The following is a 24,490-nucleotide window of genomic DNA, read 5'->3' as shown; positions in this document are numbered from 1 at the left end:
TTAAGCGTCTTGCCAGTAAAAAAACCACCTTTTCGAGGTGGTTTTTTTATCTATGGCGAACCCAAATTTCTGACTGGATCAATCTATGTCGGATTAACCGGAACGACGGTTTCACTCGGATAACAGCCCAAAACTTTAATTGAGCGGGTTATTGGCGTGAGGTCCTCAAGCGCCGCCTGCATATTGGCTGAATTGAGGTTGGCCTGAGTATCGATATAGAACATCTCTTCCCACGGATTACCATTGATGGGGCGCGATTCCAGTTTGGTCATTACAATATTGTGGTTACGTAATACCAGCAGGGCTTCCACCAATGCGCCTGATTGCTGGCCCGTTGCCATAATAATGGTGGTTTTTGCCGGGATCTGTGGTGCCACTTCTACACGCTTACGCGCCACAATAATAAAGCGGGTAATATTATCTTTTTGGTTAGCCAGACTGTGTTCCAGTACCTGAAGCTTATACAACGCACCGCCGGGTTCACTGCCTAAGGCCACCGCTTTTGGTGACTTTAAGCTGGCCACTTTTTCCATCGCTGCGGAAGTGCTTTCGCAATATTCGATTTTCCAGTGAGGGAAGCCGTTTAAGTACTGGTTACACTGCTGGAAAGGCTGAGGATGGCTATAAACCACTTCTATCTGGCTCAGATCGGTATCAACAGCCGAAAGTAAACAGTGATTAATTGGGTTGGTTAACTCGCCCACGATAAACAGATTGGTTGACTGAAGCAGATCGTAAACTTCATTAATTGAACCTGAGCTGGTGTTTTCAATCGGCAGAATACCGTAATCAGCCTGACCGATTTCGACCTGCTTAAAGATATCATCAAATTTACTGCATCCGCATTCGATCAAGTGGTCAAAATGCCGGGCGGCATATTGTCTGGCCGCAAGGTGAGAATAAGAGCCTTTAGGACCAAGGAAGGCGATTCTTGCGGTACGCAGAGTATCTTGGTTGATGTTTTGTTGTAACAGCGCCTGCTGCGTCAGGACGGAGTCTTCAATAATCAGTTGGAACAGGCGGGTAATATAATACCCGTCGAGACGCTGCTTTTTACCCGCTTCAACCAAGGCGTTGAGTAAATCCCGCTCCCGCTCTTTATCCCTGATTGGCAGGTGTGAGGCCTGCTTGGTTCTGGCAACGTCCAGCGCTAAGTCTCTGCGTTCAGCCAACAGTTCTAATAGCTTGAGGTCCAGCGCAGTAATTCGTTCTCTTATCCCTAATAACGGGTTATCGCTCATGATGCTGTCTCACCTTTATTTTTATAAAATCCAATAAAAAAGCCCCCCTTTGGGAGGCTTTAATGTTCGTCTTCGCTTTCTTTCTACTCTTTACAGAGTTACGGACGAATCGCCTCCCAGTCAGGGGACGGTAAAAAAGAAAGCGAAGAAAAACGGTATATGTTTCATTGGATAGTAATATTCCTGTGTTGAATGCCCTCTAACTTAACCGCCGCGTTTTGATCCTGTCAACCAATATTGTTTTATACGGCGATTTTGATTAGAAAATAGCGGGATATGATTCGATTGTATAACTTCATCTGTTGTGACATTATTTATTTAATATCATTAAGTTAAGTGATTTTTTGTTCAATATTGTCCGGTAAAGCAGCAGCATGTTCGGGGGATAATAAAGCGTTAATAGAAAAGGGGCCGACTTTGCGGGTCTGCCCCTTTTTAGCTTAATCAATAAACCGGACTTAGTTAACTTTAACCGGCATGCCTGAACGAGTTTCAATTGCCTGCTGGACTTCGCCCTGATTCACACTTGGGTCGGCCATAATATTACTGATAGTGGCGTTAAGCGTAATAGGTACCGGTGCTTCAGACTCAAATTCTGCTTGGTTGGCCGACAGCGGATTATGTACTTCAATATAGCGAGAACCGTCCGGCTCAATCGTAGCTTTGACTGACTCGTTAATAAACTGAACGCGGGTACCGACCGGCACATTGTCGAACAGATATTTGATGTCGTCAGCACGCATACGAACGCAGCCGTGGCTTACGCGCAGACCGATACCAAAATCAGCATTGGTGCCGTGAATAGCATACAGGCGGCCGATATATAGCGCATGCAGGCCCATAGGGTTATCCGGACCCGGAGGGAATACCGCAGGCAGTGATTCGCCCATTGCTCTGTATTCTTCATGCATTTTTTGAGTCGGCGTCCAGGTAGGGCCGGCTTTTTTACGTTCGACTTTAGTAATCCAGTTCAACGGCGTGTCTTTACCTAACTGGCCAATACCAATGGGTAACACGACAACGTTATTCTGGCCTTTTGGATAGTAATAAATTCTCATCTCAGCGCTGTTAACGATGATGCCTTCGCGCGGAGTGTCCGGCAGGATCAGTTGCTGAGGAATGACCAACATGCTACCGGGAGCAGGCAGCAGAGCGTCCACGCCAGGATTTGCTTCCAGCATATTACTCAGGCCCATTTGGTACTGGGCGGCAAAACTCTCCAGCGGCTGTTTGTTGTCTTGAGGAATGATCAGATTGATATTTTCCCCAATCAAGCGGCTATTACCGGGAGGTAGTGGGTATACAGTAGCAAAAGTAGTCTGGCTGAATGTGACAAGTGCCAGAGATAGTGTTAAGAACGCGCGAATATTCATTTTCATCTTCGTGTTGGTGTGGTGGCTGCACGGGCAGTAGTCTTATAAATTATATATCCAGTTAGGAAAAGAAGGAACTAATACACGCAGAATGGAATATAACAAGGTCAGCCTGATGCTTTAGATTGTTGATCTTACAGATATAAAAAAACGCGCCCAGAGGGCGCGTTAGAAAAGAACGGGTTAAATTTAGTCTTCTTGTAGCTGCTGCAGGTTAGCATCTTTAACGCTGGCCTCTGCGCGGCGAGCTTCACTTTTATGCTGTACCTTATTCAGTTGTCTTTCGAGCTTTATAATCAACTCATTGATTGCCGCATACATATCTTCATGTTTGGCACTGGCTACCAGTGGGCCATTTGGCGTAGTGATTGCGGCATCTGCCATAAATCCTTTTGGCTCTTTTGATAACACAATATGAGGATTAATTAACTGAGCCTGCCATTTCTCTAGTTTTTTAAGACGGTCTTCGACGTGAGCGCGTATTGCCGGGGTAATGTCCATTTGTTTGCTAGTGATATTTAATGTCATATAACTTACCTCTTAGTCAATTGCCGTCAGATATGAATTTAGAATACCGTTGTTGCCAAACTATTATGTGATATATATCACACTTTGAGGTTCCTCAAAACAATGCTAACAGAAGTGTGATAGGCATAATGCTTTGTGACTTTTAGTTTGTATATTGAGTATAGCTCAAGCACTATTGATGGTTGCGTTTTCATGATGATTCTGTGTGAAAAATAGGCTAATTATATTATTTAATCAATAACTTCCTCCGTTGAATACTTTTTAGGCTGTTTTTTATTTCTCACCAATTATTAGACTCAAATAAGTGTCCAATAGCCTTTACTTTGAGCACTTGATTGCTTTTGAATTTGAGATAAATAATCACAATGTCCGTCTGTCGGCTTTGACCCTTATCAAACTTGTCATCTTTACTTATTGCGCCTGACGGCTATGCCGTTGCCAGGTTGGATCTTTTGTTGCTAACGGGTAGGGGGGCGTTTGAAGGCGCGACCATTTCGCCGGGTAAAATAGCGACAGCATATAAATGAAAAAACACTGACAGCCTTTGCTTTATCGGCATGCTGCCAGTGTTTTTGTTATAGCAATCAGTAATTATTTAGCTTTCTTATCCAAATTATCCGCAGGTAGTTCACCCGGCAGGTAATCAGGCAAACGACCGGCAGGGAAGATAGAGAGTAAAGATAACAGCGCCATGATTAACAGGCCGAACTTCAGTGCACGTAAACGGGCTTCTTCATTTACCCGAACGGCTTCAGCAACCTGTTCTGGGGTGGCTGTAGTTTGTGACAATACGCTCTGTAGGCGGTCATTACTTACGAAGTTAATGCTGTCCATATTAACCTGAGCTTGAATTTCAGGCGTCAGTATCGGGGTTTCAGCAACGCCACGCATTACGTTGGCACTTAACAAACCAACCAGTAAGGCACCGGCTACGGCAGTACCGATAGCATTGGCCAGATTATTTGTTGTACCGCGTAAAGAGCCTACGTCGCCAGCCAGCTCTTTTGGTGAGGCGCTGACCAATACGTTAAACAGTAAGGTGACCAGTGAACCTTGGCCAATACCAAAGACCACCAGACCAAACAGGACGGCAAATTCGCTCCAGTTATTACGCACTACGAAGGCTAACCATAACAGCGCAATAGTACAGGTGATAAAGCCATAGCGGCCTATGGCGCGCGGAGTCAGCTTTTTATAGAAGCGTACGATTAACATGGCAGAGAAAAAGACCGACAGGTTAAACGGCATCATTGCGATAGCCGTCGCCAGCGGAGTACTACCCTGAACGATTTGAATATATAGCGGCACGGAGAAGTTCAGCATCGCCTCCAGCGCGACGACTGCAAACATAGCGAATACGGCAGAGCGTTCACTGGATGAAGTAATGACTTCCAGCGCCAGTAAAGGCGTTTTTCCTTGCTGCTGGCGACGGCGAGTCCATACAACAAACGCCTGACCCAATACGATACCTAACACGATCATAAAAGGTGCTGGTGAGAAGCCGAGCAGATCAAAAGGTGCACCATCGCGAACCAGGCCGAAGCCCCAGCGGTTGAGGTTATTAAATCCAAACGACAGCAGAATAATGGCCGATGCGGCTAAAATAACACCGATGATATCGATACCAATTTCCGGGCGTCCTTTATCCGCCTTTAAACGGAAACTCAGCACAAAGATTACCGCAGAAAGCACAATCAATATGCCGAAAGCAGGGCGCCAGCCGATGTAGGTACCCAGTACGCCGCCAATAAGGAACGCCGCCACACCGGCACCTGCCCGGGCGGAGCCCAAAGCACCCAGCGCCGTCGCTTGTTGAGTTCCACGATAGTTTTCAGCGATGAGTGCGACTAATGCCGGCACTAAGGCCGCCCCGGCAAAACCGCTTAATGCCTGAGCGCTGATCATGATGGTGGCATTCGGGCTGAATGTCATCATCACCTGAGCAATACCGAATAGCAGAACGGTACTGCGAAAGACAATCAGTGGTCCGAAGCGCTGGTTCAGCTTGGCACCTAACATAACAAAACCGGCAACCGACAGAGAGTACATAACAATTGCTGTTGCAATGGTGGTCGGTGGTACGTTGAAGCTTTTGACCATTCCACCTAATGCAACCGGCAGGGAGGCGACGTTAAATGACATTAAAATCTGGGCTAGCGCGATGGTGATCATTGGTATCCAGGATTCTTTAACTTCAGCCCCCGCATGGGGTATTGATTGATTGGACATAAATTTATTATCCTTCTATGGTGTTATTTATGTGTATAACAACCTGATATTTAAATAGTTTAATCTTCTGGTGAATATCCGATTTTAAGGAATGAGCTATTTTTCGGTATAAGGCTCAGAAACAAACATGTCCATCCCAAGACTGCGTGACAAGAATCGGGCAGCCAACTGACCTTTAATGCTGTTACCCGCATTGTCGAGTAACGGTGCAAAGGTGCCTAAACCCCCTTTTCCCGGTGATACGGTGACGATTCCGCCACCAATACCGCTTTTTCCGGGCAGGCCGATGTCATAAAGCCAGTCACCGGAAGTCTCATACAATCCGGCGGTGACCATTACGGCTAATGCATAGTGACAAACATCGTTATCGACCACCCGCTCTCGGGTTAGCGGATTAACACCGCCATCGGCCAGAGTTGCCCCCATTACTGCCAGGTCGCGGGCGTTAATATTCAGCGAACATTGGCGGGTATACAGATCGGTAGCAATCAGTGGATCGCAGCCCATACGACCGTAGCTTTGCAATAGGTTAGCAATCCCTCGGTTGCGGAAATTAGTTTCACAGGCTGATTGATACACTTCTTCGTTCAGCGTTAGTTCTCTGCCTGCAAAACGGCATAAGCCGTCGTAAATAAATTTCCACTGCTCATCGCTGGTTGTGCCGGGTACCAGGCTGGTCGTTGCAATAGCACCTGAGTTAACCATGGGGTTGGTGCGGCCATCAGGCGTACGTTCAACGGCGGTGACTGAATTAAATGCCATGCCTGTACTGTTAACACCCAGTTTTTCACGCGCAGCTTTAGCCCCGATCTCTTGGCATACCAATGCGAAGACAAAGGGTTTAGAAACGCTCATGATGGTAAATTCATGTTCGACATCGCCGGCGGAATGTATTGCGCCATTAGTGCCGACCATGCAGACCCCGAAAAGATTCGGCGGAATACGTTCTAATGCGGGGTAAACTTTAGAAACAACACCTTCGTTATTTGAATTAAAACGTTTATGGGCTTCTTGCACCAATTTAATTACGGTCTCCGGATCGGGTAGGTGTCCGGTTGATACATAATCGATAACTCCGTGTTTGCTATCATCGGTAGGCATATTTGTTATCTCCGTTTTATTTTCTACTTACTGCTTTTTATATTAATTACTTCAGGTGATTGCTAAATCATTCCCTAAAATAGTCAATTAGCTAAAGAGTCCTCGGTCTGCGTAGAGTGGTCCTCACTCAAAATAAAGTATTTATCAGACTGAGTTATGCCAAGTATAGTAAAGATGTTTAATTTATGTGTTGTTAGCTATTGTTTTATTTTGATTTTATTAATATTTTTTCAGCGGGTTTAATATCGGAATAAAAGTGTTGTTGAATGTATTAATTTAATATTAAAGCGTTGTTTAGTTTGCCTTTATTGTATTTTTATACGGCGAGGTGCCTTTGGGGTGTATGGGAATCACGATGTTTTTCATTATGGTGTTGATGGATAGTTCAAAAGTGAGAATTGAAAAAATAGCGTCACCCCATTTATTAGTAGTGAGCTAATTATTATCCGTTGCGGTATTAAGCTTGGTGTTTGGTGCTATCTTTCTGTATTTATTTAATATCATCGAACTCTTTAATTTCGTTAATTATTAAACATGAGATATGACTTATCTGAATGAATAATACGCTGAGTGATTGGCTTCTTGAGTTGTATATGTGGCCATGACTTTTCTTTATATAAAGGCAAGCATTGCTTGTGATGAGTCGAACGGAGTTCTTGGTTAGTTAATGTGTAGTTGAACGGTTGAACGGTTGTCGGTTGTTATTCGCCTGATTGATTGAATTAATCTCTAATGAATTGATTTTTAAGTATACGAGCACAGAGGTGACGCTAGCCTACTCAGTTTTTAATCCTGAACTTGCCGCTGCGCTTGAGATGAGGTGATAATCCAATAAGATAAATAGATATTTTATAACATGTCAGGATGACTTATCATTTTGTTTGTCATGAAATTATCAGTTGCTTATTGCATTGGATATTTAGTGAGTTAAGGTTGAATAATCCAATCTGAATTATGCTGGCGTAAGGACGCGAGGGTTTTAACTAAATCCTGTTTCTTAACCGCCGACCGGGAGCCCTATGAGTTCGCCTGATGTACTTAACCCCATTCCACTGCCTAACACCGTTGCCGCTTACTGGCTGTCTCAACTGCGTGAAAAAACGCCGTTGATTCACTGTTTGACTAATCAAGTAGTGCAGAATTTTACCGCTAACGTATTGCTGGCTATCGGTGCCTCTCCGGCGATGGTTGTCGCCAAACAGGAAGCGGCTGAATTTAGCGCCATTGCCGGCGGCCTGTTGGTTAACGTTGGTACGCTTAATGATATTCAGATTGAATCGATGACATTGGCGGTTTCTGCCGCCAATGTTGCCGGCGTTCCTTGGGTTCTCGATCCCGTGGCTGTCGGCGGCTTAGCTTATCGGACTGACTTTTGCCGTGATTTACTCAACCTTAAACCGGCCGCGATCCGCGGTAATGCTTCTGAGATTATGGCGCTGGCTGGCTTTTCTTCTTCGGGGCGTGGCGTAGACAGTGCCGATGATTCCCGGGCGGCTTTACCTGCGGCAATTCGACTGGCACAGCGATCGGGGGCGGTAGTTGCCGTAACCGGAGAGGTTGATTATGTCACCGATGGCAAAACCTGTTATGCCTTACCCTTTGGCGACGTTCTGATGACCAGAGTGGTTGGTACTGGCTGTGCGTTGTCTGCCGTAGTGGCTGCGTTTATAGCCTCCGGCGATGAGAATCGCCTTGAACAGGTCGCTACTGCCTGTATGGTGATGGCGATTTGTGGCGGGGCTGCTGCCATGGTATCTAACGGTCCGGGGAGCTTTACTCCGCTATTTCTTGATGGTTTATACAACCTCCAGCCACAACAATTAATAGGTAAAACGCTATGAGAATTAATGCATTAACCATTGCAGGAACTGACCCAAGCGGCGGGGCCGGCATTCAGGCGGATTTAAAAACATTCTCAGCGCTGGAAGCTTACGGCACCAGCGTCATTACCGCTTTGGTCGCCCAGAATACCCGAGGCGTTCAGTCGGTATATCGGATTGATCCCGAGTTTGTTTCAGCTCAACTACGTTCAGTGCTGGAAGATGTTCGTATTGACAGTGCCAAAATCGGTATGCTGTCTGAATCTGATGTGGTTAATGCAGTAGCCGATGCGTTGATTCACTACCCGATTCCTTATGTGGTGCTGGATACCGTGATGATAGCGAAAAGCGGCGATCCTCTGTTGGCTCCGGAAGCCGTGGATGCGGTCAGAAAGCGTCTGTTACCGATCGTTTCGTTGATCACGCCAAATTTGCCTGAAGCTGCGGCCTTATTGGATACCCGTGTAGCAACCTCTGAACAAGAGATGCTGGAGCAGGGTAAAGCGTTACTGGCAATGGGGTGTTCAGCAGTATTGATGAAAGGCGGGCATTTAAATCAATCTGAAAGTCCTGATTGGCTGCTACTTCCAGATCAAGAATATCGCTTTACCGCGCCGAGAATAGCGACCAAGCACACCCATGGAACCGGCTGTACACTCTCTGCTGCACTGGCGGCACTGCGTCCTCGCTATGATAACTGGGAGCAAACGGTTCAGGCGGCGAAGGATTATTTACAGCAGGCACTAATTATGGCTGATTCGCTGGAGGTCGGGCATGGTATCGGCCCGGTTCATCATTTTCACCGCTGGTGGTGATATAGCAAAAAGAAGGTAGATCAGGTCGGTTTGTTGGTTAAACGGCTTATTGTTCCCTGAGCCGTCATTTCATTTAAACCAAGATGAAATGACGGCGAAGTCTAGTTATTCCCCGAAGCGAAAGAATTATCTCACTCAGCTTTCAGATTCCATTTTAGCGATGCTGTTATTCTCACTTAGCCTGTCGCTTGCGGCCATAGCTAACGTGGTGTCAATCATACGGTTAGCAAATCCCCATTCGTTATCACACCAGACCAGCATTTTGATCAAATGGTGACCACTGACCCGGGTTTGGGTGCCGTCAACAATAGCGCTATGTGGGTCGTGGTTGAAGTCGCTGGAAACTAACGGAAGTTCCGTATAATCAATGATGCCGCGAAATGAATTATGGGCTGCGTGCTCCAGTAGGCGATTAACGTCTTCGACGTTGACCGGTACTTCTAAGGTTACGCTAAGGTCAATGGCGGTAACGTTAATAGTAGGAACGCGTACGGAAATAGCTTCAAAGCGATCGCAAAATTTCGGGAAGAATCGGGTAATTCCGGCTGCCAGTTTTGTGTCTACCGGAATAATCGATTGACTGGCCGCTCGGGTGCGGCGCAGGTCTTTATGATAGGCATCGATTACGGGCTGGTCGTTCATTGCTGAGTGAATGGTAGTGACCGTGCCGGAGCGGATTTCAAAGGCGTCATCAAGCAGTTTTATGACGGGAATAATACAATTGGTGGTACATGAGGCGTTGGAGACTATTCTGTGTTCAGGACGCAGATCTTGATGGTTAACGCCGTAAACCACGGTAGTATCCAGATCGTGGGTTCCCGGGTGCGAGAACAGAACTTTTTTTGCACCGGCAGCGATATGAGCTTCCCCGTCAGCCCGGCTGCCATATACGCCGCTACAGTCCAGAACGATATCAATACCGACAGATTTCCACGGTAAGTTTTTAATCTCTTTTTGGTGGTAAAGGCTGATGGCATCATCATTAACCCAGATGGTTTCACCCTCCTGTCGTACGCTGCAGCCAAAACGACCGTGGCTTGAATCGTACTTTAACAGGTGGGCCATACCTTTCGGGTCGGCCAATTCATTAATTGCGACGACGCTAATTTCGGTGTTACGGCCAGATTCATACAATGCGCGTAAAACGCTGCGGCCTATGCGACCAAAGCCATTTATTGCTACACGGATAGTCATCGGGTTCCCTTTTTATTCGTTGTTATGGCGGATTGATAGAATAATGTAATGCGTGGTCCTGCGTGAGTTCCGGGATCACAATAACGGTAGGTTATTGCTCTTTTTTAGCATGAAGCGATGCACAGATGATAGGGGGATTAAGATTTTAGCTAATTTTCACTTTGTTACTTTGTTACTTTGTTACTTTGCCACTTCAGTCACAAACAACAGAGGGCACCGCGGATATCCAGGCCACTGATGCCCCCGATAATTTATTGCCTGTGGGGTATTCGATATTTATGAGTGCTTATTACTTTTTTAACGGCTGGTTACGCGCATTCCATACGCGGCTAAAACTGAATGAAATTGCTAATATAGTCGCGATAGTCGCCACCCAAAGGCTTAATCGAACGGCCTGTCCCTCTAACATAGTGCCTTTTAGAAGTTGGCTCTCAGGGCGAAGGTATACAGACAGAATTACACCAACAGCCGCCGCTCCTAAGCATTGGCCGAAAGTACGCATTATTGCCAGAACGCCTGATGCGTAGCCACTGTTTTCACGGGATACATTTGACAACATTTCGCGGTTATTAGGGCTTTGAAAACAACCAAATCCGATACCGCATATTAAACTGCGAATGCCAATATCCCATGATTGTGGGTGATCGGGGAGTTGGGCCAGCAGCGCTAGGCCTATTGCAAATATACATAATCCTACAGTAGAAATTATTGCCGGCGAATAGCGATCGGCAAGTCGCCCCGCATGTGGGGCAGCAAGAATAATACCTATCGGCCAGGGGGTAAAAAGCAGGGCTGAGGTAAATGCACTATAGCCATAAACGCTTTGAAATAAAAACGGCAATGCAACGAATGTAATTCCCTGACTGATAAAAGATGCCAGTGAAGTTAGTGCTGCCAGAGAAAATCGTGAAGAAGCAAATATATTAAGCGGAAGTAGAGGATAGGCTGTACGACGCTGACGCCAGATAAATGCTAAGCCTGCAGAAATCGTAGCAATACCGTAAAAAGTAGTAATTGCTAAAGTATTACTCGGCGTTTCTTCAATATTAGGTCGAGAAAATGTGTCAGCAGCCATAATTAATCCCCCCAACGCGATTGCAGAAAGGATCGCGCCCGGGATATCAAATGGGTCTCTAACCGAAGTGCTTTTACCTGGAATAGTTCGAAGAGCGAGTATCACTGCGATGATGCCTAAAGGAATATTAATTGCAAAAAGCCACTGCCAGCCCATGGCAGATAATAAAGTACCGCCAATCACCGGAGCGATAGCCGTGCTTGTGGCAATAAGTAAAGCATTCAGGCCTAACACTCGGCCTAACAAGCGATTTGGAAATATCGATCGTAGAATAGCAGGGCCAATGCTCAGCGTTGCCGCACCGCCAATACCCTGCAGTATTCGCATAATAATAAGCATCTCTAGCGATGATGAAAGTGCGCAGCCCACTGATGCTAAGGTGAACAGGCTAAGACCAAAGGTAAATAGCAATCGAAATCCAATTCTGGCGGCCAGCGCGGCAAATATAGCCAGCGTCATAGATACCGACAAAAGGTAACCATTAGAAACCCAGACAACTGATCCGGCAGATACCTCCAGCGCCCGCGCAATCTGAGGTAATGCGATGTTAACCATAGAGCCATCGAATACGACCATCGTTGTCATTGTCATGACGGCTATCATAGCTAAACAACGTTCGTGGCCGGGCAAGCCTTCATCGCCGGATTGGTCAGAGAATAGTTCCATATAAACGTAACCTCAGCCATTTAACACCTGAGTAAAGTTACTGAAGTGCCGTCGTGGTCTAAAAATGTAAGATTATCTGTTATGCACCGACATGAGTATTGTCGCCAGTGCCTTAGTTCATTAACAAAAACATGTTAAGCAATATAGCTAAGAAGGATACATGGCGGAAGATGCAGTATTTGCACTTATAACATGCACGAAACGCCTTCTATCATGATTTAGACTAGGGTAGGATGAGATATGACTGAACCCGATCTGAATTTACTTATTGCGCTAGACATACTGCTTGCTGAGGCAAGCGTAGTCGGTGCTGCGCGTCGCCTTGGTTTAAGCGCCTCGGCAATGAGTCGTACGCTCAGCCGCCTTCGTGCGGTAACCGGCGATCCCTTGCTCGTTCGGGCCGGGCGTAATATGGTATTGACACCCTATGCGGAAGCAATACGTCAACGTAGCCAAAATGCGGTATTTGAAGCGCGCGCTGTACTTCGTCCCTCTTCAGTGGAGCTCAACTTATCAACGCTCGATCGCACCTTTACGCTTCGTGCTAATGATGGTTTTGTGGTGGCCTTTGGTGCTTTGCTGATTGAAGCAGTGGCCGAGGTGGCACCTTTCGTGTGTTTGCGTTTTGTACCTAAGCCAGAAAAGTCTGTCACTCATTTGCGGGAAGGCAGGGTAGATCTTGAAATTGGCGTATTAGGCGATATGGGACCGGAAATACGCGTACAGGCTTTATTCAGGGATCGGTTCGTCGGTATCGTCAGGAAAGGCCACCCGTTTGAGCGAGAGCCTGAAGTGACTGCCGGGCAGTATGTCTCTTTCGGGCATGTTGTTGCCTCTCGGCGTGAACGAGCCAGAGGGCCAGTCGATGACGCATTGGCTGAATTAGGGCTAAAACGAAAGATTGTCGCGGTAGTCCCGAATTTTTCTGCCGCTTTGGCGGTGGCTCAGGCGTCCGATCTCGTGGCGCTTGCTCCTGCATCATTTCTTATTAATCAAGCTATGGTGAATGAAAAAGAAGCTGTTAACCCGATTTTTATCTTTGAACTACCGGTAAAAACCAAGAAAATCACCGTATCGCAAATGTGGCATCCGCGTTTAGAGGTTGATCCCGCTCATCGCTGGCTCAGGCAATTAGTGCTGCGTGTCTGCAGCCAACGTCTACCAGAGTGAACAGGCTGTCCCCAATAATTAATGTAAATCGCTACTAATCATTACCGGTATTTAGCTGTTATTTTAATTATTCCATTAATTATTATGGTTGGTGGATTAATGGAATTTATTATCTAACTGGGAGATTAATCATGAAGATATGGGCGATTGCGGGCGCTGCTCTGTTTTTATTTGGCTGCGGAACTGATTCTTATAATCAACCTAATTCAAGCCTTGGGCGTAATCTTCCGTCAGCCATCGCTTCTGACCGGCCAATTTATCAGGTAGATACTAAAAACGGCGAGTTCAAGCGGGATCGACGGGCAGAAAGAATTCGCGATCTGGGGGCTCAGGACGGTTCTACCGATCAGGGTGGGACCTTCGGTTGGTAGACTATCTTCAGGTGTAGATTAGCTCTGGTCTGGCCTACATGAATCAGGCCAAACACATCGGACTGAATATTGATTTTTATGGATAAGAGAATGTGTTTTTAATCGCCGTATTCTAAACGTCTGATGAAATGACGTTAGCCTGCCGACTCAGCCACCGGCGATAGCGTTCGGATATAAACTCGGCGGCAATATGATAGTTTTCCCAACTGTCTTTAACGTGAAATACGCCGGGTAGATCTTTAACCAAATAAGTTTGGTAATCCTCAAGATAACTGCCTGTATCGAAATCAAAGTAGCTTTGAGTAAACGCATTTCCCTGTTCTGAGATATCTTGCTCGCTTAGTACTCCATCGAGTCGTTGAAATAGCCGCGGGGCAGTGATTTCTCTTCGTTTGAATAGCGCAATATCTTCATCGCAATCATCAGCAAACTCTTCATCCAGTAAATCATTGTCAATGAGCCAGCCTAAATAGAAACCGCTGTGAACATAGGCCTGAATCATATCTAGCCCTTCTTTCTGAACGGATTCGAAGTGGTATTTAGCTTTGTCGTAACTCATTGATGATTCCTTGTCGACGCTGATGTTGGTCTACTTTATATCGCTGACCGATAGGTTAGTGAAGTAGATATTATTTTGGTTGTAAGCTATTACCTGATTGCCGCGAATGTTATATACGTACTGAGTCAGGGATTTTCCTTTCTCGTCGGTAAAAACCAGCTCATCAGTTTTTTTCAGATGCTGATTATTCTTTTTGAAGACGGTGAACTTATCATTGTGGTTATAGCCCCCGCCCATAATGATATAGGGATGACAAATGGCGAAGGCATGGGAGCCACTGATTGGAAGAGGGTAGGTTGTCGGCTGCATATCCTGAAGGTGAACCAGCTTAAAGTCAGAGTAGTAATAAAACCAAAACGATCGACTGCTTTCTGCATTTACCGCATAGCAGTCTAAAATTTCAAACTGGTCGGCCTGCCATAAAATATGACCTTCAAGATCGAACTTTACTAGCCCGTATTGGCCCAGCGGTTGGCCCCAGCCGTAGTTGCCAAACACGCCTTCGTCAAAATAGCCGACCCAGACTTCATTGCTGGCGGTAACGTTAACCTGTTCAATACCGTCGCCGAGGGTAAAGCGGTTTATTAGCTGCCCGTAATGGTTATATAACGCCGCGTTCTTATCTGGCTTTCCTTCGTTGTAATGACAACGGGCTCCGACTAACAAAATCTGGTCATCACCGACTCGCTGAACGTAGTGAAAGTTAGTTTTGGATTCAACCGCTGGCAGAGTGAATAGTAATTCTCCGCCTTGATAAACCGTAACAAACCAACTGCGTTTATCGGCCTGGGCCGGAACAAACATACCGTCAATACGTTCAGGAATCTGCTCTGCTTCCAGAATCAGAATATCGTCATGGATTCCCCATGAACAGGCAACCATTTCGCCCCGAGATTGATGATTGAGTTTAGACAACGGTATTTTAATCACGGGCGCTATTCCCAGTATTTTGCGTTAGAGCAGGATTCCCGGCAGATACCGGTATTCGGCATATCGCCGAAACGTTCGCGATAAACGTGATATGACAGGTAGCAAATGCCTTCGCATTCGACATCGCTGGTAGCGAGGGAAGGGGTCGTATTTACCGTATCGTAGTAGGCTTGTCCCATTCCGACGATAAACCCGCGGGCGTAGAGGAAGCCATCGTCAGAACCATCGGTATATTGATGAATTTCAGCACGATCTATATCGTACAGCTTTCGTTCTAAAATGTTATCGAACAGCGCCAGATCTTGTTGTGAAAGCTGATTAAGCCTCTCCCGCAACGCGGGGATCGTTTTTCCTTCCAGAATATCGGCCAGTGGCCAGATATCATCTTCATCAATAGAGCCGTCGGTCAACTGGGCTCGTTGATTTCCCTGAGGGCCTGCCGCTTTCCATGCCTGTTCAATTAACTGCCAGAATGCTTGGTCATTCATATGCCAGTCCTTCAATTTGATTATTGATAAAAAACAGCATAGTAATACCTGATTCTTATTGGGAAATACAGATGGAATCAATGGGAATAACGGAGGCTGAGAGGAATATAGAATAAAAACCCCGAGGCCTGATAAAGTGAATTATCAGACAACGGGGCAACGTTTATAGCGCGACTAATATTGCTGAATTAAGGACGTGATGCCGTACCGTCAGGAGTTCTGGCCATAGTCCATGAAGGGATTCCTCCCTGGCATGGGTACTGTTTGGCTTTCTCTTCATCGATATCAATACCTAAACCCGGTTTATCGCTCAGGTAAGCGTAGCCGTTATCGATTTCCGGACAGCCGCTGAATACTTCACGCAGTTGGTCATTCATTGGAGTAATTTCCTGAATGCCAAAGTTGGTACTGCTCATATCTAAATGTAGATTAGCCGCTACGCCGATCGGCGATATATCCCCCGGTCCGTGCCATGCGGTACGCACGCCGCACATTTCACTTAGGGTTGCCAGTTTCTTGGCCGGAGTAATGCCACCGATAGTACTAACATGGCAGCGAATATAGTCGATTTGCTGATTAATAATTAACGACTTGTATTCATTGACGTTAGTAAACAGTTCACCCATAGATATTGGGGTAGAGGTTTGCTGGCGCATAATCTTCAGCCATTCGATATTTTCCGGGGCAACCGGATCCTCAAGATAGAACAGATGATATTGTTCCAGATTCTTCGCTAATTGAACTGCGGCAATTGGTGTTACGCGTTCATGGACATCGTGAATAAATTCAATGCCAAAACCTAATTTATTACGCAGGTGATCAAACAGGCGTGGAACGCTTTTTACATAGGCCTCAGGATCGAAATAGATACCCGGCGTGCGAGTGCGAGGTGAACGCTTAGGTTGAATATTTTTCGCTTTAGCATACTGCGTTGCGATCAGTTTCATATCGTCAGTACCTGCACCACCGTACATACCCATCTGACAACGTACATACTGATAGCCTTCTGCCATTAGGGCGTGAATATTGTCTTCAACCGCAAATTCGTCTTCACCGTCGGCGTGGCGATATAGCGGAATTCCATCGCGGCATTTACCACCCAATAGCTCATAAACGGGCATGCCTGCCAGCTTTCCTTTAATGTCCCACAGGGCCATATCAATACCGGACAGGGCATTATTCATGATCGGGCCGCTTCTCCAATAACCGCTGACGCAGGCTGATTGCCAGATATCTTCAATGCGGCTTGGATCTTTACCAATCAGGAACGGTTTCATGTAGTTCTCGATTGCTGCTTCTACGCCATAGATGCGTTGGGTAAAAGTAGCACAGCCTAATCCGTATAGGCCGGGTTGGTTAGTCTCAACTTTAACTACCACCAGATCGATCCCGCCCGGTGCAGTCAGAATAGTTTTTACGTTGGTGACTTTTAGCTCTTGCATCATGTGTTCCTTGTAAAATATAAAAAAGTTTAGCGTCAACTTAACTTGTCAGATGTCCTACATGATTAATCATTTAGAGCCGATAAAGGCCCTACATGATTAATCACGCCGAAGCGTCGTTTTCAGAAGCGGGTTGGGCTTCTTTTAACTTATTTATCGCATTGACGTTATCTGCCATAGCCGCGTTGAGTACTGCTGTAGCGGTTGATGCATCGCGATTTTTTATCGCTAAAAATACTTTTAAGTGAGCATCAACGCTTTCCAGCGTAATGCCGAAAACTCGGTTCAACTCTTCCAGATAGTAGTAGTACATATCTTTTATTGAACACATAACGTTGTAGAACACCTTGTTTTGTGAGGCTTTCACAATCGCCAGATGAAATTCAAAATCAGCCTGAGAGTAGCGTTTATAGTTATCTTTATTGGTCAGCATCTTACTCAGCGCTTGTTCTAATGCCTGAATATCTTCATCAGTGGCATTTTGCACCGCCAGTTCCATGCATTTAAATTCAACGGTTTGGCGAAACACCATCATATCGAAGAACTCTTCCTGACTTAGGTGCATTACCGGTGCTGCATTGTCACGAAGCAGTAAGTTTGGGTTAAGGTTCTCAGAAATAAAAGTGCCTTTACCCTGATGAGTAATAGCAACGCCAAGATCTCGTAATCGCTGAACGGCGCTGCGTACGCTGACCCTGCTAACGTCAAAAGACGCTGCAAGTTCTAGCTCTGATGGCATTTTGCTGCCGGCAGCCCACTTACCGTCAAGGATATGAGCCTTCATCTGCTCATAAACGATATCAACGATATTCTGTTTTTTAATTGTTTTTATGCTCATTGGTAACCCGTTTGTGTCATTGCGGGATCAGTATAGCCACAATAGAAGATGTCCTACAAGTTGAAAAATAAGTTAATTGAATTAAATGACCATAAAATCGTAAAAACAGGCTTTTTTTTACCTATTTTTGAGATTTACCTCGCAAAATTGCGTTCTTCTGATTGAGATAAACAAGTTTAATCGCTAAATATGCACCGTCAACTTGTTAGTCATCTTACATTTATTAATGCCATCTTATAATCGATAACTAAAATGTTTGCGGTAGCATCAGGCCTAAACGATGCACTGCGATGCGTTTAATAAAGGGGTTTTTCAATGTCATCATTATTCAATCTTAGTGGACGTACTGCACTTGTCACCGGTTCGGCGCGCGGATTAGGCTTCTCTTATGCAGAAGGGCTGGCCCAAGCCGGTGCTTCTGTCATTCTTAACGATCTAAGAGAAGAGGTCTTAAAGGAGTCGGTTAAAAAACTTCAGGATAAAGGCTTTAAGGCAAAAGGTTTAGTCTTTGATGTTTCTAAAGAAGAGGCGGTTAATGCCGCTTTTGAACAGTTAGATGCTGAAGGAATTAAGGTAGATATCTTGATTAACAATGCTGGAATCCAGTTCCGTAAGCCTATGGTCGATCTGGATTTAGCCGACTGGCAACGGGTGATTGATATTAACCTGACCAGTGCCTTTATCGTTTCTAAAGCGGCGGCGAAGCGAATGACCGCTGGTGGTAAAGGCGGAAAGATCATTAATATCGGTTCTTTAACCAGTGAAGCTGCTCGGGCAACGGTTGCGCCTTATACCGCCGCTAAGGGTGGTATCAAAATGCTGACCCGCGCGATGTCTGCCGAATGGGCACAGTTTAATATTCAGGCTAATGCTATTGGACCGGGCTATATTCTGACGGATATGAATGAGGCATTGATTCAAAACGTTGAGTTTGATGCATGGGTGAAAAGCAGTAACCCATCCCAGCGCTGGGGTAAACCTGATGAATTGATTGGTACCGCGGTTTATCTCTCATCAGATGCCTCTAACTATATTAACGGGCAAATTATTTACGTCGACGGTGGCTGGTTAGCCGTGCTGTAAGGGACTTTGTGACGGTATTAAGCAGGGCCGTAGGATTATTCGCCACTAGGCTGATTAAAATTCACCGGCTCTGAACTGATGCACTTTTTTAAGGATCGAATTTTTATGAGTCATGATGTCCCTAAAAAGCTGGCTCCTGCCCGCTGGAAAAGGCTAATTCCGATTGCTTTTATTACCTATAGTTTGGCCTATTTAGACCGTGCTAACTATGGTTTTGGCGCTGCAGCCGGGCTAGCGGATGATTTAAATATTACCGCATCGACTTCATCCATGCTGGGTGCTCTATTTTTCCTTGGTTACTTCTTTTTTCAGGTTCCCGGCGGAATTTATGCTGAAAAACGCAGTGCAAAGAAACTGATTTTCTGGAGTCTGTTGGTCTGGGGAGCACTGGCAACTGCCACCGGTATGGTGAGTAGCATTCCTATGCTAGCCGCCATCCGTTTTTCGTTAGGGGTAGCTGAAAGTGCGGTGATGCCCGCGATGCTAGTGTTCTTAAGCCATTGGTTTACTAAACAGGAACGCTCGAAGGCGAATACCTTTCTGTTTTTAGGAAACCCGATAACGGTGTTATGGATGTCAGTACTTTCTGGTTATCTGGTTAACTCCTTTGGCTGGCGTGGCATGTTTATTATTGAGGGCGTACCGGCAGTTATCTGGGCCGTCATCTGGTGGATAATCTTTGTTGACCGGCCAAGAGATGCCAAATGGTTAAGTGATAAAGAGAAGATCGATCTGGAGCAGGCGTTAGCTGCTGAGCAGAAAGATATGAAACCCATTAAGAACTATGGTGAAGCATTCCGCTCGCCGACCGTTCTTGCTCTCTCCTTTATTCACTTCTTTTGGAATATCGGTATGTACGGTTTCATTATGTGGTTGCCTTCGATTCTGAAGTCAGCTTCAGGACTTGGAATTGTCGCTACCGGTTGGTTATCTGCAGCGCCTTATCTGCTTGCGGTACCGCTAATGCTGGGAGCGTCGTATTTTTCAGATAAATTCCAGAAAAGAAAGTTAATCGTATTGGTGTTTTTGGGCATTGGAGCCATCTCTTTTATTGGTTCATTTACTCTTGGTGCATCAAACTTCTGGCTCTCTTATACCCTGTTAGTGATTGCCGGCGGGGCAATGTACACCCCATATGGACCATTCTTTGCCGCTATTCCTGAAATTATTCCAAGAAATGTGGTTGCCGGGGCGATGGCTTTTATCGTCAGCTTCGGAGCATTGGGGTCTTTTGTCGGCTCTTATATTGTAGGGTATTTAAACGGTACGACCGGTGGACCTGAAGCCTCTTATATCTTTATGGGAAGCTCTCTGGTGGTTGCGGTGTTATTAACTACGGTAACAAGATTCAATAATAAAAAGGTAGCAACCGTTTAACGTTATTTTTTGTTAAAACATATGGGCATATTTATATGCCCGTATCAAAATAATACTCATCAATAAAAGATTGATTTATTGAATTTTTATTTCATGGCGAATTCTATTTTTAATATAGAACGGACTGACTTATCTGTCTTCCGATGGCGCCAGTGATTTTGCGTATATCAATCCATTTTTATTAAAAATAATTAAAGGGATTAATCAGATGAAAGCCACTAAATCACGCTTTTTTATTCTTACGCTCTTGTTTATCGTGACGGCTATAAACTATATGGATCGGGCAAATTTATCGGTTGCCGGATCTCATATTCAGGCTGAGTTTGGTTTAACGCCAACTCAGCTTGGTTTGCTGTTCTCAATGTTTACCTGGTTCTATGCAATGAGTCAGATCCCGGTTGGCTACATTCTGGATAAGATAGGCTCACGAATTTTGTATGGTAGTGCCATTGTATTGTGGAGTATTTTTACTTTCTTTATGGGGTTTGCGTCATTAGAGATATTTGCAGCTTCATCTATGTCATTTGCTATGTTACTGGTCTGTCGGGCATTGATTGGTATTGCTGAAGCCCCGTCTTTTCCATCTAATACTAAAATTATTGCTAATTGGTTTCCCGATCAGGAGCGGGCCAGAGCGACGGCTATTTATTCCAGTGCTCAATATATCGGGTTGGCACTATTAACGCCGGCACTCTCATTTATTGTGGCTAGCTATGGCTGGGAAATGTCTTTTTATATTTCCGGCGGTATAGGAATTATATTTGGTGTTTATTGGCTGATTGTTTATCGCGATCCTCAGCATAGCAAAAGTGTTAATCAGGCTGAACTGGACTATATCCGCGAGGGGGGTGGCTATGGTTCCAGCAATCAGGCTACGATTAATCAAAAGGCTAACTGGCCTGAAATATTTTATATCTTAAGAAAGAAGACCATTTGGGGCTTATTTATTGCGCAGTTTGCCTGTTCTTCAACCCTCTATTTCTTTTTAACCTGGTTTATTGTCTATTTAGAAAAAGGGTTAAATCTGTCGATTGCTAAAGCAGGTATGGGGGCAGCTTTCCCTTATCTGATGGCGATGGTCGGCGTTCTGTGCGGTGGAGTACTGAGTGATACCTTACTGAAGAAAGGCAAATCTAAAACTTTTGCCCGTAAGTTACCGGTGATCTCCGGCCTGTGCCTGACGTGCATTATGTGTACCGTTAACTTTTTTGAAGATCGACCGGTTATTGCCATTGCCATCCTTTCTATCGCTTTCTTTGCCAACGCATTTTCTAACTTAGGTTGGGTGGTGTGCGGTGACGTTATTCCACGTCATTTAATCGGTACGCTGGGCGGATTCTTGAACGTCTTCGGTAACCTGTCCGGGATTGTCAGCCCTATTGTTATTGGCGTGATTCTCGAGCGAACCAGTAATTTTCAATATGCCATGTACTACATCTCAGGCGTTGCATTTATGGGGGTCTTAGCTTACGTATTTTTAGTCGGCAAGATCGAAGTTATTCAGCCCCCGCAGAAGCAACCGGTTTAAATTATTCTTAATATCAGAGGTAAGAAAAATGACTGTTCAACATATTCAATGTAAAGCCTGCTTTGCTCATGGTGAAAAAGATGTGCGGGTTGAAGATCGTGAACTGCAGTTAGGTGAACACGACGTGTTAGTTAAAGTGGAGCGCGGCGGTATTTGTGGTTCAGATATTCACTACTATTTTCATGGCCGGGCAGGGATGTCAATTCTGAAAAATCCGATGGTTATTGGCCATGAGTTTGCCGGTATCGTCGAGCAAGCACCGAAAGATTCCGGGCTAGCCATAGGGCAACGGGTTGCTGTTAACCCCTCTCAGCCTTGTAATTGCTGTCCGATGTGCTTGTCCGGTAAACAAAATCAGTGTCCGACCATGAAATTTATGGGCAGTGCCCAGTTTAATCCTCACGTTAACGGAGGATTTTCTGAATATATTGTCGCTTCAGTTGCTCAGTGCATACCCTATGCTAACCATGTGTCGCCTAAAATTATGGCTTTTTCCGAACCTCTGGCAGTCGCAATTCATGCAGTAAATATTGCTGGCAGTTTAGTAGGGAAACGGGTGTTAGTTACGGGTTCAGGACCGATAGGCTGCCTTATTATGGCTGCAGCACTTAATTCCGGTGCCTCCGAGATTGTAGCTACCGATATGAGTGAACGTTGCCGAGAGCTGGCTATAGAAATGGGGGCCTCGTTAGCGCTGGATCCAACAGATGAAAAAGCGGTAGGGCAGTATAAAGAGAATAAAGGCTATTTTGATGTGGTTTTTGAGGCCAGTGGTGCTGCATCTGCCGTGGCTTCTACCGTTGAGTTTACTAAACCAACCGGCACGGTAGTACAGGTTGGTATGGGGGCGAGTCCGGTAAATTACCCGCTTTCTCTGATGTTAGTTAAAGAGATCAATTTTGTCGGTTCTTTCCGCTTTGTTCATGAATTTGAAACCGCGGTTAAATGGTTGGAGAGCGGTCGAATAAATCCGTTACCGCTGCTTTCCTCTGAGTTCAGTAAAGAGGAAATTGTCAACGCGCTGGAATTCGCCGCTGATAAAAATAAGGCGGCAAAGGTGCAGGTCTATTTCGACTAACAACGGATGTTGGATAAGTTAATCAATAAACGGTCGCTATCAGAGGTGACCGTCTATTGAATAAAAGCTAGGCTGACGGCGTTTGATATCCGGTAAGAAAGCATCTGACAGACAATTCTACATGCTGCTTTATCACTGCTTTAGATGGAATCTTCATGCCAAGCAGGGCTTCTTTGTAGATTCTGCCCTGCAATAAACTGAGCAAATGGTCGCAGGCAGTTTGAGGATCGCTGGGTAATAATTTCCCCTGGTCCATGTTGGCTTTGAGGTATTCAATGAGATAGTTGGATACTCGATGAGGTCCTTGAGCCAGAAAGAATTCAGCCAGTTCCTTGTCGTTAACCGACTCCGCAATGATAATCCGGTATACATGCACTAATTTAGGGGAGAGCGTAGTATTGAGAAAATTTAAGCCAAAGCGCAGTAACTGCTGTTCTAAATCGCTATTTTTATCGTATTGAAAGTTAAATATTTGTTCGACGGATTCTATGCAGTGGCCCACTACGGCGAAAAGCAATCCGCGCTTATCACCAAAGTAACTATAGATGGTTTGTTTTGATCCCCCGCAACGCTCAATGACTTGATCTAAATTTGTGTGAGCGAATCCTTGCTCCAAAAAAAGTTGAGTAGCAGCCTCAACGATTTTCTGTTGCTTTAGTCTTGTTGATGGGCGCATATCCGTACCTCGCTGGTTTGAACACATTAGAACAGTTCTATTAACGAGTTGCAATTTCTCTTATTTGGTTGATAAATAGAAGTTAAATCTAGGTTATAAAAATTAATGCTGAGAAATAATAAACTGAACGGTACAGTACAATTGATGGCCGTTTAATCGCTTATTATTAATAGGGAATTAGGATTTTAACTACTGGCTCTATCGGTAAGGTATGGCAAAGAAAAATAGCGGAAGGATTAACAATTCACCAATATGGCTATTGTTAATCCGCCCTCAGGTTTAAGCCTGTTGTTTAAATTTAGCTAAGTATTGCGGCTGGAAGATACACATACGGATAGTATCGCGATATTCCCCATTGATAAAAAACTCATGTTTTAACGTGCCTTCGATTTCAAACCCCAATTTGGTGTAGATATGAATGGCTTTTTCATTCTCTTTATCAACGATCAAATAGAGCTTATTCAGATTCAGAACTGAGAATCCGTACTCCATTGCTGATTTGGCCGCCGAGCTGGCGTAGCCTTTTCCCTGATGGGCAGGGTCAATAATAATCTGAAATTCAGCCCGGCGGTGGATATGGTTTATCTCCACTAGTTCAACGAGTCCAACCCGCGCACCCTGACCTTCAATAATAAAACGCCGCTCGCTTTGATCGTGGATATGCTTGTTATATAAATCGGAAAGTTCGACAAAAGCCTCATACGGCTCTTCAAACCAATAGCGCATCACGCTGGCGTTATTATCTAATTGATGGACAAATCTTAAGTCTTCGCGTTCAAGCGGACGAAGCCTGACGCTGGTGGTGCCCGGCATGGGAAACTCCTGATAGTTAAATAAAATGGATAAATAAATGCAATTTGCGATTGCAGAACCTACTTATAGCTTAGATATACTCCGGTAAATTAGGC

Annotated in this window: 23 protein-coding genes and 1 other annotated feature; of the genes, 8 read left to right on the top strand and 15 right to left on the bottom strand. The window is 45.2% G+C overall.

All coding sequences use genetic code 11. From position 1 onward, the window contains the following. Positions 1-83 precede the first annotated feature (83 nt). From pheA to glsA, 6 genes are all read right to left on the bottom strand, one after another. Positions 84-1,241, bottom strand: coding sequence for a bifunctional chorismate mutase/prephenate dehydratase (pheA, locus tag YWE_RS0124560; RefSeq protein WP_029096822.1), 1,158 nt, complete (start codon positions 1,239-1,241; stop codon positions 84-86). Between the two features lie 32 nt (positions 1,242-1,273). Next, positions 1,274-1,410 (bottom strand) — a sequence feature (Phe leader region). Continuing rightward, positions 1,362-1,409, bottom strand: coding sequence for a pheA operon leader peptide PheL (pheL, locus tag YWE_RS30860; RefSeq protein ID WP_127526519.1), 48 nt, complete (start codon positions 1,407-1,409; stop codon positions 1,362-1,364). Its footprint overlaps the feature before it by 48 nt. A 289-nt stretch (positions 1,411-1,699) precedes the next feature. Beyond that, a complete protein-coding gene (locus YWE_RS0124555; RefSeq protein WP_029096821.1) occupies positions 1,700-2,620 on the bottom strand; it encodes a L,D-transpeptidase family protein in 921 nt (306 codons plus the stop codon). 183 nt (positions 2,621-2,803) lie between these two features. Continuing rightward, the gene (gene raiA / locus YWE_RS0124550; RefSeq protein ID WP_029096820.1) at positions 2,804-3,142 is read right to left on the bottom strand and encodes a ribosome-associated translation inhibitor RaiA; all 339 of its coding nucleotides are present in this window, start codon (positions 3,140-3,142) and stop codon (positions 2,804-2,806) included. A gap of 591 nt (positions 3,143-3,733) precedes the next feature. Continuing rightward, the gene (locus YWE_RS0124545) at positions 3,734-5,371 is read right to left on the bottom strand and encodes an MFS transporter (RefSeq protein WP_029096819.1); all 1,638 of its coding nucleotides are present in this window, start codon (positions 5,369-5,371) and stop codon (positions 3,734-3,736) included. A 96-nt stretch (positions 5,372-5,467) separates the two neighbouring features. Next, positions 5,468-6,472: a glutaminase A gene (gene glsA, locus YWE_RS0124540; RefSeq protein ID WP_029096818.1), complete on the bottom strand. Its 1,005-nt coding sequence runs from the start codon at positions 6,470-6,472 to the stop codon at positions 5,468-5,470. Positions 6,473-7,491: 1,019 nt separating this feature from the next. Between glsA and thiM the strand changes: the two genes are divergently transcribed. Together thiM and thiD are read left to right on the top strand one after the other, a co-directional pair. Beyond that, positions 7,492-8,313, top strand: a complete 822-nt coding sequence (thiM, locus tag YWE_RS0124535) for a hydroxyethylthiazole kinase (protein WP_051323566.1) — start codon at positions 7,492-7,494, stop codon at positions 8,311-8,313. After that, complete coding sequence (gene thiD, locus YWE_RS0124530; RefSeq protein ID WP_029096816.1) at positions 8,310-9,107, top strand: bifunctional hydroxymethylpyrimidine kinase/phosphomethylpyrimidine kinase; 798 nt, start codon at positions 8,310-8,312, stop codon at positions 9,105-9,107. The genes thiM and thiD overlap by 4 nt, the downstream gene beginning before the upstream one ends. Positions 9,108-9,242: 135 nt before the next feature. On the opposite strand, the gene epd is transcribed toward thiD, so the two are convergent. Both epd and YWE_RS0124520 read right to left on the bottom strand, forming a co-directional pair. Further along, on the bottom strand, positions 9,243-10,301 hold the full coding sequence (gene epd / locus YWE_RS28625; RefSeq protein ID WP_051323565.1) for an erythrose-4-phosphate dehydrogenase: 1,059 nt from the start codon (positions 10,299-10,301) through the stop codon (positions 9,243-9,245). Between the two features lie 289 nt (positions 10,302-10,590). Then, entirely contained in the window at positions 10,591-12,042 is a 1,452-nt protein-coding gene (locus YWE_RS0124520; RefSeq protein WP_029096815.1) for an MFS transporter, read from the bottom strand. 240 nt (positions 12,043-12,282) lie between these two features. Between YWE_RS0124520 and YWE_RS0124515 the strand changes: the two genes are divergently transcribed. Together YWE_RS0124515 and YWE_RS0124510 are read left to right on the top strand one after the other, a co-directional pair. Continuing rightward, positions 12,283-13,212, top strand: a complete 930-nt coding sequence (locus tag YWE_RS0124515; RefSeq protein ID WP_029096814.1) for a LysR family transcriptional regulator — start codon at positions 12,283-12,285, stop codon at positions 13,210-13,212. Between the two features lie 131 nt (positions 13,213-13,343). Beyond that, positions 13,344-13,583: a hypothetical protein gene (locus YWE_RS0124510; protein ID WP_029096813.1), complete on the top strand. Its 240-nt coding sequence runs from the start codon at positions 13,344-13,346 to the stop codon at positions 13,581-13,583. Positions 13,584-13,695: 112 nt separating this feature from the next. Here the strand turns inward: YWE_RS0124510 and YWE_RS0124505 are convergent, their stop codons facing one another. The 5 genes from YWE_RS0124505 to YWE_RS0124485 all read right to left on the bottom strand — a co-directional run bounded on the left by YWE_RS0124505 (position 13,696) and on the right by YWE_RS0124485 (position 17,840). Then, entirely contained in the window at positions 13,696-14,142 is a 447-nt protein-coding gene (locus YWE_RS0124505; protein WP_036017078.1) for a DUF7832 domain-containing protein, read from the bottom strand. Between the two features lie 30 nt (positions 14,143-14,172). Further along, positions 14,173-15,072: a hypothetical protein gene (locus tag YWE_RS0124500; RefSeq protein ID WP_029096811.1), complete on the bottom strand. Its 900-nt coding sequence runs from the start codon at positions 15,070-15,072 to the stop codon at positions 14,173-14,175. A gap of 5 nt (positions 15,073-15,077) precedes the next feature. Next, positions 15,078-15,560 carry a DUF4240 domain-containing protein gene (locus YWE_RS28620; RefSeq protein WP_036017077.1) on the bottom strand — a complete coding sequence of 161 codons (483 nt, stop codon included), beginning with the start codon at positions 15,558-15,560 and terminating at the stop codon, positions 15,078-15,080. A gap of 188 nt (positions 15,561-15,748) precedes the next feature. Continuing rightward, positions 15,749-17,002 (bottom strand): enolase C-terminal domain-like protein, encoded by a 1,254-nt coding sequence (locus YWE_RS0124490; protein WP_029096810.1) that lies wholly within the window; start codon positions 17,000-17,002, stop codon positions 15,749-15,751. A gap of 103 nt (positions 17,003-17,105) precedes the next feature. Continuing rightward, positions 17,106-17,840, bottom strand: coding sequence for a FadR/GntR family transcriptional regulator (locus YWE_RS0124485; protein WP_029096809.1), 735 nt, complete (start codon positions 17,838-17,840; stop codon positions 17,106-17,108). A gap of 315 nt (positions 17,841-18,155) precedes the next feature. On the opposite strand from YWE_RS0124485, the gene YWE_RS0124480 reads away from it, so the two are divergent. From YWE_RS0124480 to idnD, 4 genes are all read left to right on the top strand, one after another. After that, entirely contained in the window at positions 18,156-18,923 is a 768-nt protein-coding gene (locus YWE_RS0124480; protein ID WP_029096808.1) for an SDR family oxidoreductase, read from the top strand. A 105-nt stretch (positions 18,924-19,028) separates the two neighbouring features. Further along, entirely contained in the window at positions 19,029-20,300 is a 1,272-nt protein-coding gene (locus YWE_RS0124475; protein WP_029096807.1) for an MFS transporter, read from the top strand. 208 nt (positions 20,301-20,508) lie between these two features. Continuing rightward, on the top strand, positions 20,509-21,828 hold the full coding sequence (locus tag YWE_RS28615) for an MFS transporter (protein ID WP_036017075.1): 1,320 nt from the start codon (positions 20,509-20,511) through the stop codon (positions 21,826-21,828). Between the two features lie 28 nt (positions 21,829-21,856). Next, positions 21,857-22,906, top strand: a complete 1,050-nt coding sequence (idnD, locus tag YWE_RS0124465; RefSeq protein WP_036017074.1) for an L-idonate 5-dehydrogenase — start codon at positions 21,857-21,859, stop codon at positions 22,904-22,906. A 67-nt stretch (positions 22,907-22,973) separates the two neighbouring features. Here idnD and YWE_RS0124460 read toward each other — a convergent pair whose 3' ends face one another. Beyond that, complete coding sequence (locus YWE_RS0124460) at positions 22,974-23,582, bottom strand: TetR/AcrR family transcriptional regulator (protein ID WP_029096805.1); 609 nt, start codon at positions 23,580-23,582, stop codon at positions 22,974-22,976. Positions 23,583-23,861: 279 nt separating this feature from the next. Continuing rightward, the gene (gene speG, locus YWE_RS0124455; protein ID WP_029096804.1) at positions 23,862-24,395 is read right to left on the bottom strand and encodes a spermidine N1-acetyltransferase; all 534 of its coding nucleotides are present in this window, start codon (positions 24,393-24,395) and stop codon (positions 23,862-23,864) included. Positions 24,396-24,490: the final 95 nt, after the last annotated feature.

Origin of the sequence: Budvicia aquatica DSM 5075 = ATCC 35567, from assembly GCF_000427805.1 — a bacterium.
Taxonomy (GTDB): Bacteria; Pseudomonadota; Gammaproteobacteria; order Enterobacterales; family Enterobacteriaceae; genus Budvicia; species Budvicia aquatica.
This window is presented reverse-complemented; position numbering and strand designations above follow the sequence as displayed.

Coding starts and splice junctions, on each gene's coding strand:
- YWE_RS0124520 (WP_029096815.1), bottom strand. CDS start 12,042: ATGGAACTATTCTCTGACCAATCCGGCGATGAAGGCTTGCCCGGCCAC.
- YWE_RS0124475 (WP_029096807.1), top strand. CDS start 19,029: ATGAGTCATGATGTCCCTAAAAAGCTGGCTCCTGCCCGCTGGAAAAGG.
- YWE_RS0124555 (WP_029096821.1), bottom strand. CDS start 2,620: ATGAAAATGAATATTCGCGCGTTCTTAACACTATCTCTGGCACTTGTC.
- YWE_RS0124510 (WP_029096813.1), top strand. CDS start 13,344: ATGAAGATATGGGCGATTGCGGGCGCTGCTCTGTTTTTATTTGGCTGC.
- idnD (WP_036017074.1), top strand. CDS start 21,857: ATGACTGTTCAACATATTCAATGTAAAGCCTGCTTTGCTCATGGTGAA.
- glsA (WP_029096818.1), bottom strand. CDS start 6,472: ATGCCTACCGATGATAGCAAACACGGAGTTATCGATTATGTATCAACC.
- YWE_RS0124485 (WP_029096809.1), bottom strand. CDS start 17,840: ATGAGCATAAAAACAATTAAAAAACAGAATATCGTTGATATCGTTTAT.
- YWE_RS0124460 (WP_029096805.1), bottom strand. CDS start 23,582: ATGCGCCCATCAACAAGACTAAAGCAACAGAAAATCGTTGAGGCTGCT.
- epd (WP_051323565.1), bottom strand. CDS start 10,301: ATGACTATCCGTGTAGCAATAAATGGCTTTGGTCGCATAGGCCGCAGC.
- raiA (WP_029096820.1), bottom strand. CDS start 3,142: ATGACATTAAATATCACTAGCAAACAAATGGACATTACCCCGGCAATA.
- YWE_RS0124490 (WP_029096810.1), bottom strand. CDS start 17,002: ATGCAAGAGCTAAAAGTCACCAACGTAAAAACTATTCTGACTGCACCG.
- thiM (WP_051323566.1), top strand. CDS start 7,492: ATGAGTTCGCCTGATGTACTTAACCCCATTCCACTGCCTAACACCGTT.
- YWE_RS0124505 (WP_036017078.1), bottom strand. CDS start 14,142: ATGAGTTACGACAAAGCTAAATACCACTTCGAATCCGTTCAGAAAGAA.
- thiD (WP_029096816.1), top strand. CDS start 8,310: ATGAGAATTAATGCATTAACCATTGCAGGAACTGACCCAAGCGGCGGG.
- YWE_RS0124545 (WP_029096819.1), bottom strand. CDS start 5,371: ATGTCCAATCAATCAATACCCCATGCGGGGGCTGAAGTTAAAGAATCC.
- YWE_RS28620 (WP_036017077.1), bottom strand. CDS start 15,560: ATGAATGACCAAGCATTCTGGCAGTTAATTGAACAGGCATGGAAAGCG.
- YWE_RS28615 (WP_036017075.1), top strand. CDS start 20,509: ATGAAAGCCACTAAATCACGCTTTTTTATTCTTACGCTCTTGTTTATC.
- YWE_RS0124515 (WP_029096814.1), top strand. CDS start 12,283: ATGACTGAACCCGATCTGAATTTACTTATTGCGCTAGACATACTGCTT.
- pheA (WP_029096822.1), bottom strand. CDS start 1,241: ATGAGCGATAACCCGTTATTAGGGATAAGAGAACGAATTACTGCGCTG.
- speG (WP_029096804.1), bottom strand. CDS start 24,395: ATGCCGGGCACCACCAGCGTCAGGCTTCGTCCGCTTGAACGCGAAGAC.
- YWE_RS0124480 (WP_029096808.1), top strand. CDS start 18,156: ATGTCATCATTATTCAATCTTAGTGGACGTACTGCACTTGTCACCGGT.